We start from the raw sequence: 16,226 nt of genomic DNA, 5'->3' as shown, positions 1-16,226 counted from the left end.
GAGGATGATTTATTATGGAAAACAATGCTATAAAGAACAGATATGAATTTGTAATGCTTTTTGATGTTGAAAACGGTAATCCGAATGGTGATCCGGATGCAGGTAATATGCCGAGAACGGATCCGGAAACATCCTTCGGTATAGTTACTGATGTATGCCTGAAACGCAAGATAAGAAATTTTGTTGAATTATACAAGGAAGGGGAAAGTGGCTATAATATTCTCGTAAAGGCCGACCGTTCGCTTAATTCAAAGTTTACAGAAGCTTATGATAAACTTGATCTGGAAAAGAAACAGAAGGGAAAAAATACTGATGATGTGAAAAAAGCACAGGAATATATATGTGCAAATTACTTTGATGTTAGAACATTTGGAGCTGTTATGAGCACCGGTGACGATCCGTGTGGAATAGTAAGAGGACCTGTCCAGATTAATTTTGCTAAAAGTATTGATCCTGTATATGTTCAGGATATAACGGTAACTCGTCAGGCTGTTACTACAGATAAGGATTTTAATGAGAAAAAGCAGAGCGAGATGGGAAAAAAGAGCTTCATTTCATATGGTCTTTATCGTGCAGAAGGATATGTTTCAGCTATGCTTGCACAAAAAGTAACTGGTTTTTCCGAGGAAGACCTTGAACTGTTGTGGACTTCTATAATTAATATGTTTGAGAATGACAGAAGTGCCGCAAGGGGTAAAATGTGTCTTAGAAAGCTGTTCGTTTTCAAGCATGATTCAGCTCTTGGAAATGCACCAGCACATGTTCTGTTTGATAAGATCAAAGTTACACGCAAAGAAGGAATTGACCCCCCAAGAAAATTTGAAGATTATGAAATAGTGGTTGACTCTGGTAGCATTCCTTCAGGTGTAGAACTGATTGAAAAGATATGAATGATCGAACTATAAATATCCGCAGTATCCAGCATTATATGTACTGTCCGAGAAGGTTTGCTTTGCTTGAAGTGAATAATGACTGGCAGGAGAATGCATTTGTTGTTAAAGCAAATCTTCAGCATCAGCATGTTCATGACGGAAGTCACTGTTATTCTGACAGTAAGAAAATAGTGCGCAGTGATATATCAGTTTATAATGATGATGAGGATTATGATATATTTGGTGTCACGGATTGTATAGAGTTTGTTCGCAGTGAAAGTGGTATCAGTATCAATGGGCATGAAGGGTTGTTTGAAGTAAGCATAATTGAATACAAACCCAAAGCTCCTAAAGGTTATGATTTCAATGAAACAGATGCTATACAGGTTTTTGCACAGAAAATATGTGTTGATTCAGTTTGGAATTGTAAAAGTGAAGCATATATCTATTATGCAGATATTAGAAAACGAGTGAAATTGCCGTTTGACAGTGAATATCAGAAGTATGATGACATGCTTAAAAGATTTCTTTCTGAAATGAGAGAAATACTTGAAGAAAAAAGAATTCCTCAACGCAGGAAAAATCAAAAATGTTCAGGATGCTCAATGGCTGATATTTGTTTTCCAAAAGAGAAAAAGTATTGCGTAAGAGATATTATTATGTCACAGAAAGGAGCGGAAGCAAAGTGAAAAAACTGCTGAATTCCTTGTATGTTCTTGATGAGAATGCAAGACTTTCTCTTGACGGTGAAAATATAGTATGTAAGTGCGATGATAAAGAGAAGTTTAGGTTGCCATTTTCGAATTTAGAAGATATTTATTGTTTCAGTTATCTTGGATGTTCTCCTGCTCTTATGGGCAAATGTGCTGATCTTGGCATCAATATAAGCTTTATTTCACCACAAGGACGTTTTCAGGCAAGAATTCAGGGAAAGACGAAAGGAAATATTTTTCTTCGTAAAGCACAGTTTGAAAAGTTTGCGTCACCCGACATACTTCTTCCGCAAAATACAGTTGCATCAAAACTATCCAATGCAAGATATCTCATTAAGCGTTCAATGAAGGATCATCCTGAACTCGATAATGATGGAGAACTTAGCAACTGCATAAAATATCTTGAAAGTGGGATAGAAAGAGTTTATGAAATGACAGATCCTGAAGTGATAATGGGTATTGAGGGAAGCTGTGCTAAGTCATACTTTAATATTTTTGATAAATTGATTCTTGCTCAAAAAGAAGATTTTATTGTTTACGGACGAACCAAACGACCACCACTTGATCCTGTAAATGCTGCATTATCATTTTTATATACTGTTATGATTTCATCTTATACATCCGCTTTGGAAAGCGTAGGACTGGATAGTTGTTATGGTTTTTATCATGCTCTAAGATCAGGAAGAAGCAGTCTTGCATGTGATCTTGTAGAAGAAGTAAGATGCATAGCTGACCGATTGATACTGACACTAATAAACTTGAAAAAACTGAATATCACTGATTTTGAAAAGCAGGAAAGTGGAGCGGTTTATCTATCAAAAGAAGGTAAAAAGAAAGTACTCACTGCCTGGCAGGAAAAGAAGATGACAACAATAGTTCATCCGTATCTTAACGAGAAAATTCAGCTTGGCATTTTACCTTTTATTCAGAGTTCTTTGCTCGCTAAATATATAAGAGGTGAAATAGAGGAATATCCATGTTTTCTTATGAAGTAGGTGATCTATAATGATGGTACTTGTGAGTTATGATGTATCTACAACAGATAATAAAGGAAAAACAAGGTTAAGGAAAGTAGCAAAAGAATGTCAGAACTACGGGCAACGTGTTCAGAATTCTGTTTTTGAAATAGATGTTGATTATGGCACTTTTCTTAAAGTGAAAGATAAGCTGCTTAAGCTTATAGATGAATCACAGGATAGCCTTAGATTTTATTATCTGGGGAATAACTGGCACAGAAGAGTTGAACATTACGGAAATAAGGAATCATATGATCCTGAAGGTGTTCTGATTATTTGATGGCGAACCTAAAACAATATAAAAAAGCCGGTAGGTTCGACTGAAAAAATCTGATATTTGTTAATAAGTTGTGAACAAAGACGCAGCTTTTGTTACAATAAAGTCCGTCTATAGTATGGTGTGGCTCCGTTATACACAACATATGGGGTCACGCCTCTCGTAGGCGTGTGAGTTGAAATTCAAATACCGTCGATGCCATGAACACAACACTGAGTCACGCCTCTCGTAGGCGTGTGAGTTGAAATGATAAGGCAACGTCTACATGGGAAGCGAAAACATGGTCACGCCTCTCGTAGGCGTGTGAGTTGAAATGGCCGATATGTTCACGAAGGAAGCACACGACACGGTCACGCCTCTCGTAGGCGTGTGAGTTGAAATACTGTTGTTCGCGTTTATCGCCCTCGTATTAAAGTCACGCCTCTCGTAGGCGTGTGAGTTGAAATAAGAAATGCAAGGAAACGTTTAAATGTTGGGAATGGTCACGCCTCTCGTAGGCGTGTGAGTTGAAATTAATCGAATGATTTACCCGTTCCGCACGGTCCGAGCAGGTCACGCCTCTCGTAGGCGTGTGAGTTGAAATTAATTCCTGAACAGAAGGAAACAAAGCCGGCGAGTCACGCCTCTCGTAGGCGTGTGAGTTGAAATAGCCCTACGAGAATGACCGAGAACGAGGGTGTAAGTCACGCCTCTCGTAGGCGTGTGAGTTGAAATACCCGTATAACAACGGGGGCGGCATGGGTTTCGGGTCACGCCTCTCGTAGGCGTGTGAGTTGAAATATAGATGCACCATAAGCACCAAAGGCATGTACCCGTCACGCCTCTCGTAGGCGTGTGAGTTGAAATAAAGTCCATAAACTCCTGTGTTTTGTTGTTACCGGTCACGCCTCTCGTAGGCGTGTGAGTTGAAATTATAATGCAGTTACAACTAGTGCAGTAGCTTCTGGTCACGCCTCTCGTAGGCGTGTGAGTTGAAATCGTCAGAACACGCTATAACGCTCAAAGAATTATGTCACGCCTCTCGTAGGCGTGTGAGTTGAAATTGTAGAGATGTAATAAGTATAAAGTCCAAATAAGTCACGCCTCTCGTAGGCGTGTGAGTTGAAATTGACGTACCAGGGGAATTATGCACCGCGAATCATGTCACGCCTCTCGTAGGCGTGTGAGTTGAAATACAAGTGGCATCGTTGCAATTATTCCGATTATCGTCACGCCTCTCGTAGGCGTGTGAGTTGAAATGTTGTATACGGCATGAAGAACGGTTGGCGTTTCAGGTCACGCCTCTCGTAGGCGTGTGAGTTGAAATAGCTATAATATGTCCATCATCATCAAGCACGGGGTCACGCCTCTCGTAGGCGTGTGAGTTGAAATGAACTTATCATTGAATTATGGAGATGTTCTGAAAGTCACGCCTCTCGTAGGCGTGTGAGTTGAAATGCATAGTGGAATGCCTTGGACCACAAACACTTTCGTCACGCCTCTCGTAGGCGTGTGAGTTGAAATTGTAAGTCTGAATTGTGCGCAGATCAACAGCCGGTCACGCCTCTCGTAGGCGTGTGAGTTGAAATCTCCTTCAGGCAATAGTGTTGCAATGCAGAAACAGTCACGCCTCTCGTAGGCGTGTGAGTTGAAATGACACAAGAGTAGGTGCGCCGTCTGAAGTTTCAGCGTCACGCCTCTCGTAGGCGTGTGAGTTGAAATCATGCAATGGGGTCGTACTATAAGGCAGTTATCGTCACGCCTCTCGTAGGCGTGTGAGTTGAAATAATCCTGACTACATAAGCAAAGTAAACTATTCAGTCACGCCTCTCGTAGGCGTGTGAGTTGAAATGGTTTTGTAGTTGACGAAATGGCATATGCGATCAAGTCACGCCTCTCGTAGGCGTGTGAGTTGAAATATCATTCTCAATTGTTTCAAGTATTGAAAGTATTGTCACGCCTCTCGTAGGCGTGTGAGTTGAAATATGGACGAACTCGAAAAGTTTGCAGACAAGCCGAGTCACGCCTCTTGTAGGCGTGTGAGTAGAAATGCATATCAGTGTGGTGTATGGGTAACAGCATATGGTCACGCCTCTCGTAGGCTCATCATGGACTAGTCTAAAATTATTTGGTTGAAGACATTTTTGAGCAATTATCTGAAAACACGTAAGGAGAATAAAAAATGCGAATAATCCAAGCACAGAAAATGTACAGACATTTCAAAGGCAAGCTGTATTATGTCATCGACATTGCTGAACACACCGAAACAGGTGAAAAGTTTGTTGTATATAAGGCACTTTACGGTGATTATAAAACATATATAAGACCGTATGAAATGTTTCAGTCAGAAGTGGATCATGAGAAATATCCGGATGTAAAGCAGAAATACAGATTTGAACTTGTTGAGTAATAGGCATCATATGAGACTCTGTTACCTGTCTGAATTCTCCTTGGGATGGCAAAAATCCAACAGCACCTAAGAGTAAAGTCAGCATCCTGAAAGGATGTCGGCGGTTATAATTGGCTGCCGGAGGCAGCTTACCATTGAATTTTCCGCGTTATTATGGTAAAATAATAAATGAATATTTCGTTTCCCGGAAAGAGGTGCAAAATCAGTGACGGAAGTTTACAGAAGACTGCCGGTCGGCATACAGAGTTTTGAGAAGATCAGGAAAAATAATTTTGTTTACGTTGATAAAACAGAATACATATACCGGCTTGGAAGAGACTATGTTCAGTTCTTCCTCAGCCGTCCGAGAAGATTTGGCAAAAGTCTGTTTCTTTCTTCGCTGCGTGCGTACTGGGAAGGCCGGAAAGATCTTTTTTCCGGGCTTGCCATTGAGAAACTGGAAGAAAATAATGAAGAAGCATGGCAGCCGCATCCGGTATTTTATTTTGACTTTAACGGTGAGGATTATGATACAACATCTGTTGAAACCGTTCTTGATGCACATCTGAAACAGTGGGAAAAGCAGTATGATATAACAAGTGACAGTATGACACTCGGTGGGCGTTTTAAAAATCTGCTTACTGAAGCAGCCAGAAAAACGGGCAGGAAATGTGTTGTTCTTGTTGATGAATATGACAAGCCGCTTCTTGATCTTGCAGATAACCCTGAAATGCAGAAACGCAGCAAGTCAGTATTCAAAGGATTTTTCAGCAATCTGAAAAACTGTGATGACTATGTGCGTTTTGTATTTATAACAGGAGTAACAAAGTTCCATAAAGTCAGTATATTCAGTGATCTGAATCATTTAAAGGATATTTCTCTGAATGAGAAATTCAGCAGTATCTGCGGTATGACGGAAGATGAAATAAGACAGTATTTTGCTCCGGAAGTAAAGATGCTCTCTGAAAATCAGCATATAGATGAAGAAGAATGTATGCGGGAGCTTAAAAAACAGTATGACGGATACCGTTTCCATCAGGATGGTGCAGATATTTATAATCCTTACAGTATCCTGAATGCATTCTACGACAAGGAGTTCGGAGCTTACTGGTTTGAGTCCGGTACACCTTCTTTCCTCCTGAAACAGGTAAGGAACAATAACTTTGATGTTCGTCGTTTTTCGGACAGAACAATTTATGCCAATGAACGTATACTGCGGGATTATACAGGGGAATCGCCTGATCTCGTTCCTCTTCTTTATCAGAGCGGCTATCTGACAATAACGGAATATGATGCAGCAAGAAAACGCTATACTCTTGGTTTTCCTAACAATGAAGTACGTTATGCATTTCTTGAAAGTCTGATGCCTGAATATGTTCCTTCTGCAACAGCAGGTAACCGCCTGGATATTTTCACTGTTGACGAATACATTGAAAACGGTGAAACAGAAAAAATAATGGATGTTCTGACTGCGCTGTTTGCCGGCATTTCCTATACTTCCGCCGATGCAGTTTTTGAACATTATTTTCAGAGTATTATCTATATTCTATTTACACTTCTGGGGCAGTTTACTGACTGCGAAGTACACACATTCAACGGCCGTATCGACTGCAGAGTTCTTACAAGAGATTACATCTATCTTTTTGAATTCAAGAGAGATGACAGTGCGGATAATGCACTTAAGCAGATAAACGATAAGGGATATACACTTCCTTTTGCAGCAGATAGACGTAAACTGATAAAAATCGGAGTTTCATTTGATTCTGAAAAGCGTATTCTTTCAGAATGGAAAGCAGAGGAATGATAGATTCCGTAATACTATAAAAATCAACAGCACTGATCCGTCACAGATCAGTGCTGTTTTGCTGTATATTCTTCTTATTATTTCTTTGCTTTCTTATTCTTCTTTACTGCAGAGGAGATGAGTTTTATGATGACACCGAGAATACCGAGGCCGAGTATGCCGGAACCGAGGTAGATTATTCTTTTGTCAACGTTTGTGTAGCCGACTGTAAATGAATCGGTTACTGTTTCTATTCCGCAGTCTTCTGCATATTTTGCTGCAACGGATCCGTCATCAACGTACATTCTGAAGCTGTGAACAAGTGAGTAGGCTTTCGGGAGATTGCCGTTTTCGTCCTTGTATTTGTCAGGATCATCGTTCATCTTCATGGCGAGTGCATCGTCATAGTCGTAGCCGAATGCGTATTCTCCGATGGAAACGAGGTTATCGTAAACGCGGACGTTCTTAAGTGAGCGGCATCCGAGAAAAGCGCAGTAGCCGACGTCTTTGAGATCTTTTGAAAACTTTACTGTACGAAGTGCTGTACAGCCGTCAAATGCATAGTCACCCACAGCTTCTGCGGATGAAAGATCAATTGTCTTAAGGTGCTCATTGTAGCAGAATGCAGATACCGCAATTGCTTTTACTGAGGAAGGAAGTACAGCTTTTTCGTCTTCCTTTGCCTGAGGGTATATGAGAAGAACGGATTTGTCCTTGTTGTAGAGTATGCCGTTTTCCGAAGAGTATTTTTCATTGCCTTCAGCAACTGTCAGGCTTTTGAGTTTTGAGCAGTTTACGAACGGTTCGTCAGTGGTGAATTCTTCAAAGCTTGCCGGAAGTGTAAGGTTTACAAGATGTTCGCTGAAAACATCTTCGCCGATGCTTTTTACACCTTCAGGAAGTGTGATGTCTTTTGAAATACATCCCTGAAAAGCGTTTTTGTAGACCGAAGTTATTTTGTGTCCTTCGAGCTCATCAGGTACGACCAGTGTGTCCTCGGCTGAGTCGCAGAGAATAAGATAAGTTTCATCACCGTCAACGGCGTACATATAGTCGCCGTATGATTTCATATCGAGTTTCTGGAAATCAAGCTGATTTTTGTAATCATCGTAGGACTTGAATGTGAAATTATTCTGATAATCGTATTCAGAGTCGCCGTCTGTACAGTAGACCTGTGCTTCAGTATTCGGTGTGCCGATGACTGTAAATCCCTCTACCGGAGTTTCCTCATCCACATAACCGAATGCGTTGTAACCGATCTTTGAAACTTTTGCAGGGATTATGACCTGTTTCATCGCTGTACCCTGAAAAGCTGACTGGCCGACATTTGTGAGAGATTCTGGAAGTGTGATTTTTTCAAGTGAAGAACAGTCAATAAAAGCACCCAGTTCTATTTTTTCAAGAGTTTCAGGAAGCTTTACATCAGTGAGCGCTGATGATGAGGCAAATATCATCGGCGGAAGCTCTGTGATCTTTGTTTCGCTTAAGTCTGCGGATTTAAGCGCCTGCATTGAACTGAAGCAGTGACGTTCAAGTGTTTTTACATGTGCCGGAACTTTTATGCTTTCAAGTTTGCTTTCGTAGAAAGCTGCAACACCTATGGTTTCTGTTTCAGCAGGAACTGTATATTCGGTATTCTTTAAAGCAGCCGGATAAGCAATAAGCGTTTTCCTGTCTGCCGAGAAAAGAACCTTGCCGACTGCACAGTAAGCCTTGTTTCCTTCTTCTACTTCGTATTCCTCAGCGAGGACGCAGGAAGCAAACGGATTTTCCGAAAGATCGTAGTCTGCGCCTGCAGGTATAACGATTTTTTTAGCATTTAGTTCGAGGAAGGCACCGCGGTGTACAGCTGAAACTTTTTTTTCCGTCGATCTCCACAGGAACGGTGAAAACATCACCGCCTTGTCCGCAGCTCATAAGAGTAACGGTTCCGTCGGTATTTACCGAGTATTTATAGTCGCCGCTTTCGATGATCGCATTTTCATCGACGGTTTCCTTTCCGATAACGTTTCCGTCGTCATCGACCACGACAAAGTCTTCATCCGGATTTTCAGTTTCTGCAAAAGCAGTAAATGAAGGAGTGAAAGCTGACACGGCAATAAGAAGACCCATTGCAAATGCAGCTGTTTTCTTGTTGTAATTCATTAAAAAAACCTCACTTACCGGTCTGACCGGTATTTTTTTATATAAGATCTGCAGAAAGAGCGAGCCTCTTTCCGTTGTTTAAAGTTCAGTATGCTGTTTCTTGACCGTTATTTATTATACCATGTACAGGAAATCAATGCAATGGATTTCACGCAGTTTTCAACATTGCGGAAAAGCATTGCGAAAACCAGGGCAGGAAACAAAAAAGTGAACGCCGTAAAACTCTGACGTTCACTTTGAAAGTATTTAGGAAACACTGATTAAATCGGAAATCCGGCGAAGCCGGATTTCCGGAGGTGGGATTTTACGGGGCTTCGCCCCGAACCCCCACGCTGATTTATGAATAAATCAGCGTTTCCTTTACTGATATGATGCGGACTCAGCCGCTTACAGCACCACAACAAATGAAATAATGCCGTGGTTATAGTTTACGTTTATCGATCCGCCGTGTGCTTCGGCTATGGACTGGGCTATGTTGAGGCCGAGGCCGTTGCCTCCGGTGCCGCTGTTTCGGGACGGGTCAACACGGTAGAAACGGTCGAAAAGCTTTGAGATGTTTTCTTCCGTCATGTCTTCGCAGCGGTTTGAAACGCATATTTTTATGCGGTTCTGGTTGTTGCGGAACATGGAAACGGAGATCTGTGAACCGATTATCGAGTATTTGATAGCATTGTCCACGAGTATCGTAATGAGCTGCTTGATGCGGTCCTCATCACCGAAATATTTAAGCTTCGGTGAGATATCGGCAATGAGCTCACGGTCCGATTCAAAGGCGAGCGCTTCGAAATTAAGGCACACACCTGATACGGTGTTCGATATGTCAAATTCACTGCGTTCCATGCGGATCTCGTTTGAGTCTGATTTTGCGATGTAGAGCAGTTCAGTTACCAGCTTCGACATTCTTGCGGTCTCGGAACGTATGTATTTCAGCCAGCGTTCCTGATCACGGATCGTGTCGTTCGGATTTGAAAGAACAACGTCAGCATTTGTTGCTATGACAGTCAGAGGAGTCTTGAGCTCGTGAGATGCATCGGCGATGAACTGCTTCTGTCTGTTCCATGCCACCTCGATAGGCTTGATCGCCCAGCTGGCAAGGAAAAGACTGAATATAAATACAATGATAAGTCCTGCACATCCGATGATTATAAATGAGATCATCAGACGGTGAAGGGTCGAAAGCTCGATGGAACGGTCGAGAAGTACAAGCGTTCTGTCATTTCCGGGACCGTTGTCGCTCATTTTGTATCTGCAGTAGATGGTGCCGATCGTGCATGTTCCGCTGGTGCTTTCGTCGTTTACGATCTTGAGTATCTGATCGCGTACCTGTTCGGTGAACGCTTTTTCATCGTCGATTGTATCGTCCTCGTAGCGGAGGAAGTACTGCAGCGAAAGGTCTTTTATTTCGCCGCCGCGGTTTATGTCAGCAAGTATATGTGACCTTACAAGGTTTCCGTTGTATTTCGGAGACAGATAAGGCGGCTCGTCTTCCACCGGTTTCTGCGGAGGTTCATGTGCGGCTGGAGGAAGCATTGTCTTTCCACTGTCGGTCACTGCATTTCCGGAAGTGTCAGCCTCGGTAACAGCAGGTTCTGTAACGGCCGGTTCAGTCTGTTCTTCCTGACGGGAAGGCTCCGGCGAAGGATGTTCATCGGGATGAGCCTGTTCTTCAGGCTGCCTTGCTTCTTCGGAAGGGGGAGCAGGGGAGTTTTCAGGTGACGCGGATGGTACTTCCGCCGGAGGCTGCCATCCTTCCCATGGATTCTGACCGTTCCACGGATCACCACTCGGCCACGGATTCTGACCGTTCCACGGATCGCCGCTCGGCCAAGGGTTCTGACCGTTCCACGGGTCACCGCTCGGCCACGGGTTCTGACCGTTCCACGGATCGCCGCTCGGCCACGATTCCTGACCGTTCCACGGATCACCGTTCTGCCACGGATTCTGGCCGCCCCACGGATCACCGCCCCATGGGTTGAATCCCCACCAGCCGCCGTCCCATGGATTCTGAGCATCGCCGCTCTGCTGGCCACTGTCACCCTGCTGGCCTCCTGACTGCTGGCCTCCTGACTGCTGGCCTCCTGACTGCTGGCCTCCTGACTGCTGGCCTCCTGACTGCTGACCTCCTGACTGCTGGCCGCCGTTCTGGTTTTCGCCGCTTTGCTGCTGGTCTCCGCCCCACCACTGATTTCCGTCTCCCTGCGGCGCTGCCCATGGATTTGCACCCCACCAGGCAGCCCACGGATCTTCTCCCTCGTACACCCTTCCGAATTCGTATGGTGACGGGAAGTTGTACGCAGGCGGAGCAGATTCAGTCACTTCAGGAATGATGATGTTATCAAGCTTTACAAGCTGTATGCCCTCGCTCGGCTGCCATGTAAGCACTTCAGGAAGGAGGGGGAAGTCTGTCCGTATTTCGTCCCCCTGCTGCATTTTCATTCCGGCAGGTATCATTTCCTGTCTGCGGTGTGTTCTTTCCTTAGCGTTCTGTTCCTTTTCGAGCAGCACTTTCTGATGGTTTTCAATGATCATGTCCATGGTCTCGTTTGAAAGCCGGATCTCGGAATTTGCCATCATGATGTAGATGGCGCTTAGTGTGGCAAACAGCACGAAGGTGAGAATGAGCATGTTTACAAGAACAAATCTGGCCTTGAGTTTTTTAATCATTTTTTATCACTTTCCCGCACTCAGGCAGTAGCCGACGCCCCTGACTGTTTTTATTGTAACTTCGGAACCAATGTGCAGAAGTTTTTTTCGTATGAATGAAATGTAAACTTCCACGTTGTTGTATTCAGCGTTGGAGTCGTAACCCCATATTTTTTCGATCAGCTGTTCCTTGCTTATAACAGCCGAACCATTTTTGATGAACAGTTCCATTATACAGAATTCCTTGAGTCCCAGTTTCATTGACTCTGTTCTGCATGTAAGCTCGTAGGTGGAAAGATTGAGTGAGATGTCATGAAAGCTGAGCGCATTTTCACAGACGGTGTTTGTGCTCCGGCGGCCGAGTGAACGTATACGGGCCAGGAGCTCTTCTGTGCTGAACGGCTTTGTCATGTAGTCGTCAGCGCCGATGTCAAGGCCGGTGACTTTGTCTGCAATCTCATCCTTGGCAGTGAGAAGAAGCACCGGTGTGGCGATCCTGTTGATCCTCATGGTGCGAAGCACGTCAAATCCGTTCATTTTCGGAAGATTTATATCAAGTATTATCACGTCATAAATAGCGGTCATTGCAGAGTCAAGTCCCGACACGCCGTCGTAACAGACGTCGGTAAGATATTTGTTCTTCTGCATTATATTCTGAAGAGCTGCCGCTATCGCTTCTTCGTCTTCAATAATCAGTATCCGCATTTTATCAGCTCCTTATTTATGAGGAAACGTGCCCGGTCCGCAAATCCCGCCTTTGGAAATCAGGCAGAGACGGATCAGTGTTCCCTGAATACTATTATATCATCTGTAAACAGGTAATATCAAGGTCATATTATGCTTTTTTAAAAAATTGGACTATTTCCTATCATCGCCGGAATTACCGGTAGTAATTACCCTGTTCATCTGTGAACCATTCTGTCGCACTGATAACAGTTTCGCTGATTCTCTGCAGATCAAATATGTTGACCGATCCGTCAGAATTCATGTCCGCGTTGAACTTCTGCACCGGATCAGGGATGATACTCATAAGGAGGATGCGTTTTAAAATTATAACATCTATGGCGTTTATGTTTTCGTCGCCGTTAAGATCTCCGGGATTGTTTGTATAAGGGAGCGTGGTAACCACATCTGCGACTGTTGTGCCGAACGGCTCAGTTTCCGTAGCAGCTGTTCTTACGGCGGTAATGTACTCATGCCCTGCAAGCAGATCGGTGAAGTGCGGATCATCAGACCATTTGTACTCGTCGCGGAAATTTTCTCTTATACCGTATTCAAGACCTTCACCGGCGGCAAGTTCGATCTCGTGGTCAGTGTAGTTAAGTATCCTCAGCATGCTTTCAGGAGTAATACGCTGTGACGGGATCGTGTAGGCGAAAACTTCTGAAGCAAGATAATTCTCGTTCGCCCTGTAAAAAAAGTACAGCGTGTCTCCGGGACGGTAGGATGAGCTGAATATTTTGTCGAGGGTTATATACCCCGCTTTGTCCATGAGTGTGTCTGCATTTATCGGCGTCGAGTCATAAACTCTGTCGCTGTTTACAAGGAAACAGAGGTTCTCTGAATCTGAGTAGTAGGTCCCGAGCAGTTTTCCGGTGCTGTATTCAAGCTCCATTCGGGGAGCTTCCGGCCTTAACGGTACAAGAACGGCACTCTCCGTTCCGTCTGCTTCAGTAAGAATGATATCCTTTCCGCAGTAGTCGGAAATACGGTCGTAGCATTTCAGTTCTCTTCCGTCTGGCGCGGTCGCAGTGTATTTTTTTTCGTTGAAGATAACACATTCCTTTTCCGTGTGGAATGAGCAGACAGGCTGTCCGCCCGGAAGCTGGATCACACGTTCGCTGACATCGGAAGCGAATCTCCTGCCATTGGAAATGAGTCTGAAGTACAGAGAGTAGGTCTGACCGGGCATGAGGTCCTCGAGCCATACAACATCACCGTTTTTTGCTGTTTCGTACGGAAAAAGGTCGCTTGCCGCAGGCGTTTCGTTTTTGTATTTCATCACGAGCCTGTACTGTATCGCTGCATCTTCAGCGTAGTCGGGAGTGAACTGTATGGTATTATTCCACGGAATGGAGACCCTTATATCATTTGTTGTGATAGTCGGTCTTGAAGGTATATGTATATGCCATATCGTGCTTGCCGGACCGTTGTCATCTGCTGCTGTCTGAAAATACAGATCGGTATCTTCACCCGGATATACTCTGAAGGCATTTTCGCCGAGCAGCGAAGTCATGCGTGTGTGAATATCCATGGCACCTGACATATCAGGATAGTAACTGTAGTTTACGGTTCCCTTAAGGTCGAAAAGTCCGGTTATGACTTCACCCTCCATGTAGAGAGAACTTTCGTTCATAAGTGCAGCGAGATCGCGCCTCGGTTCAAGATCAATGGTGTATTCACGTTCCGGTTCCGTTACTGTAAGTGTCGTGCCGAGATAATCGCTTATGCTTTCACCGGAAAAGAATTCATGACCGCGGGCAGATGTGACTTTAGTGTTTTCCTCGTCAAATATTATCGTTTCAGTCCGGTAATCCGGGTATGCCCTGTTCTTTACTACGGTAAGTGTGTATTTCACAGGCGTCAGACCATCTTCCTCAGAAGTGATCGTGAAAATGTTTTTTCCGTATGAAAGCTCAAAGGGTTCGCTTGTATGACCCGATACAACAGGACGGCCGTTGACTGAGATCTTTCCTGTTCCGGAAGCAGCAAGCGCCATGGTGTCACTTCCGTCGGAAAGCTCGGTATAAAGTTCGGTCACAGGTTCTTCGTATTCATTGCAGACTGCTATTTCCTTTTTGTTTACTGTAAGTGAGCTTAATACCGATGATTCTTTTCCGGATGTGTCCGGTTCGGAGATCCCGTCTGAACCGAAGGCTTTCAGGCAGACGTTTCCGACATAGTATTTTATATTGGAGTCCGGCATTTTCGGGTTGTTGTAGACGTCCTCTATTTCAAGTCCCTTTGTGTCGGTCCAGCGTGTACCGTTTACGCTGATGAAACTTTCGCATTCTTCAGAGCCGTTTTCAATCTCTTCTTCAGATATTTCGCTTACGTTTACGGCAAAGCGGTTTTCCATGAGTACTACTGCTGCTTCGACCGGTATAGGGCAGTTCGTTCCCGGATTCTTCAGCGATACGACTACTGAAAATATTTCTCCCTCAGTCACTTTTACCGGATCGTTTAAGGAAATGGTGTGATATCCTGCGTATTTTTCCGTTCCTTTCTGCGGTGTGTTCGGAATGCCGGATGCCGGATCGCTCATATCCTTAAGGTCTGTGTAGACGGTTATTTCATATTCTGCATTGTTGTCAGTGGTGTAAAATCCTGTTCCGGAAATGAATTCATCCTTCCGGGCAGTAAAAATATTTGCCATGAATCCGGAATTTCTGCTCGTCTTGTCCGGCGAAACGGCAGCTGTGCAGAAAAAGCTCATCGTGCTGGTAGTTCGTCTGGTAACGTCCGGCTTTTTCAGCTTTCAGGCAGCACGCGTCGGAAATTGATCTGTCATAGTAGGACATGTAGAAATATCCGTTGTCGCCCCAGCTGCTTCCCCAGCTGTTCTTTACTATCCATGCTCCGTCTCCGGGCGGTTCGGTCAGAAAATTCTCACGGGAATAGCTGTCATCCCATCCGACTATGAGCACACCGTGGTTTGTCTTTTTGCCTGACGGGTCGTACTGGGCAAATGTTTCTTCGTTATAGGTGTTTTCGTAGCAGATGTTTACCGCAACGGAATTTCCTTCGTATATCATCTGCTTTATCTCGTCGTCCGAAAAGCGCAGCATGTCATCTGCGTCGGTATCCTTCAGAGTGTACGGATTAAGAATGCTCATATCAGTTACGAAGTAGTCCTGATGATCCTGCAGGTGAGGATCGATATCCTCCATAGCCGTGCTGTAGGGGAGAAGCGATTCCTTTACCGGACCGAACCATCTTGCGTATGAAGCCGCCGCGTAGGAAATGTGACCGCCTGAAATGAATTTTTCCGGATCGTGTTCCGGACTTTCCGGAGTGTTGTCACCGTAGAAACTGAAGTATGCAAGATGCAGTTCAGAAAGGTCTATAAAAGGTTCATTTTTTATAAGTGAGGTCTCAAGTGCACCTGAAGCTGAAAATGTCCAGCAGGTGCCGTACGCTCCCTGATTCTTTACCGGGGAAACGAGTCCCTGTTCCCTTAAGTCGAAGTAACCGGGAAGTGATGCTGCTTCGCTGCCTGTTACAGCAGGGGTAATATCTTCAGCCGAATATGAAGCTGCGGGGACGTCCGTATCTTCGGCAGCCGATGCTGTCCCGTTCATGCCTCCCGGCAATGCAAACGATAATGTTGTCACTGTAAATGCGGCAGCAGCTAATCCTGCTGTAAATCTTTTCTTTCTGTTCATATCTGCCTCCGTAATTTATATTTA

The 16,226-nt window shown here is 44.2% G+C and carries 12 protein-coding genes and 1 CRISPR repeat array; of the genes, 6 read left to right on the top strand and 6 right to left on the bottom strand.

Translation table 11 applies throughout. From position 1 onward, the window contains the following. The first annotated feature begins 14 nt into the window (after positions 1-14). From cas7c to CC97_RS08555, 6 genes are all read left to right on the top strand, one after another. Positions 15-890: a type I-C CRISPR-associated protein Cas7/Csd2 gene (cas7c, locus tag CC97_RS08580; protein WP_044974619.1), complete on the top strand. Its 876-nt coding sequence runs from the start codon at positions 15-17 to the stop codon at positions 888-890. After that, entirely contained in the window at positions 887-1,561 is a 675-nt protein-coding gene (cas4, locus tag CC97_RS08575; protein WP_044974618.1) for a CRISPR-associated protein Cas4, read from the top strand. Before cas7c ends, cas4 begins: the two co-directional genes overlap by 4 nt. After that, positions 1,558-2,580: a type I-C CRISPR-associated endonuclease Cas1c gene (gene cas1c / locus CC97_RS08570; protein ID WP_044974617.1), complete on the top strand. Its 1,023-nt coding sequence runs from the start codon at positions 1,558-1,560 to the stop codon at positions 2,578-2,580. Before cas4 ends, cas1c begins: the two co-directional genes overlap by 4 nt. 10 nt (positions 2,581-2,590) lie before the next feature. Beyond that, the gene (gene cas2 / locus CC97_RS08565) at positions 2,591-2,881 is read left to right on the top strand and encodes a CRISPR-associated endonuclease Cas2 (RefSeq protein ID WP_044974616.1); all 291 of its coding nucleotides are present in this window, start codon (positions 2,591-2,593) and stop codon (positions 2,879-2,881) included. A gap of 147 nt (positions 2,882-3,028) precedes the next feature. Then, positions 3,029-4,974: a CRISPR direct-repeat array (repeat unit 32 nt; unit sequence GTCACGCCTCTCGTAGGCGTGTGAGTTGAAAT). A 65-nt stretch (positions 4,975-5,039) separates the two neighbouring features. Beyond that, on the top strand, positions 5,040-5,267 hold the full coding sequence (locus CC97_RS08560) for a DUF1653 domain-containing protein (protein ID WP_044974615.1): 228 nt from the start codon (positions 5,040-5,042) through the stop codon (positions 5,265-5,267). 205 nt (positions 5,268-5,472) lie between these two features. Then, on the top strand, positions 5,473-7,050 hold the full coding sequence (locus CC97_RS08555; protein ID WP_044974614.1) for an ATP-binding protein: 1,578 nt from the start codon (positions 5,473-5,475) through the stop codon (positions 7,048-7,050). Between the two features lie 77 nt (positions 7,051-7,127). Here CC97_RS08555 and CC97_RS08550 read toward each other — a convergent pair whose 3' ends face one another. From CC97_RS08550 to CC97_RS08525, 6 genes are all read right to left on the bottom strand, one after another. Beyond that, positions 7,128-8,924 carry a leucine-rich repeat domain-containing protein gene (locus tag CC97_RS08550; RefSeq protein ID WP_044974613.1) on the bottom strand — a complete coding sequence of 599 codons (1,797 nt, stop codon included), beginning with the start codon at positions 8,922-8,924 and terminating at the stop codon, positions 7,128-7,130. Further along, positions 8,842-9,174 (bottom strand): hypothetical protein, encoded by a 333-nt coding sequence (locus CC97_RS08545; RefSeq protein WP_044974612.1) that lies wholly within the window; start codon positions 9,172-9,174, stop codon positions 8,842-8,844. The genes CC97_RS08550 and CC97_RS08545 overlap by 83 nt, the downstream gene beginning before the upstream one ends. 387 nt (positions 9,175-9,561) lie before the next feature. Beyond that, entirely contained in the window at positions 9,562-11,838 is a 2,277-nt protein-coding gene (locus tag CC97_RS18785) for a HAMP domain-containing sensor histidine kinase (RefSeq protein ID WP_049962790.1), read from the bottom strand. A gap of 6 nt (positions 11,839-11,844) precedes the next feature. Next, positions 11,845-12,522: a response regulator transcription factor gene (locus tag CC97_RS08535; RefSeq protein ID WP_044974611.1), complete on the bottom strand. Its 678-nt coding sequence runs from the start codon at positions 12,520-12,522 to the stop codon at positions 11,845-11,847. A 175-nt stretch (positions 12,523-12,697) separates the two neighbouring features. Continuing rightward, positions 12,698-15,193, bottom strand: a complete 2,496-nt coding sequence (locus CC97_RS08530) for a lectin like domain-containing protein (protein ID WP_044974610.1) — start codon at positions 15,191-15,193, stop codon at positions 12,698-12,700. Then, positions 15,162-16,202, bottom strand: a complete 1,041-nt coding sequence (locus tag CC97_RS08525) for a C1 family peptidase (RefSeq protein ID WP_044974609.1) — start codon at positions 16,200-16,202, stop codon at positions 15,162-15,164. Before CC97_RS08525 ends, CC97_RS08530 begins: the two co-directional genes overlap by 32 nt. Between the last annotated feature and the right edge of the window lie 24 nt (positions 16,203-16,226).

This window comes from Ruminococcus sp. HUN007 (assembly GCF_000712055.1).
Taxonomy (GTDB): Bacteria; Bacillota; Clostridia; order Oscillospirales; family Ruminococcaceae; genus HUN007.
Note: the sequence above shows the minus strand (reverse complement) of the source record. Positions and strands in the feature narration are given on the sequence as shown.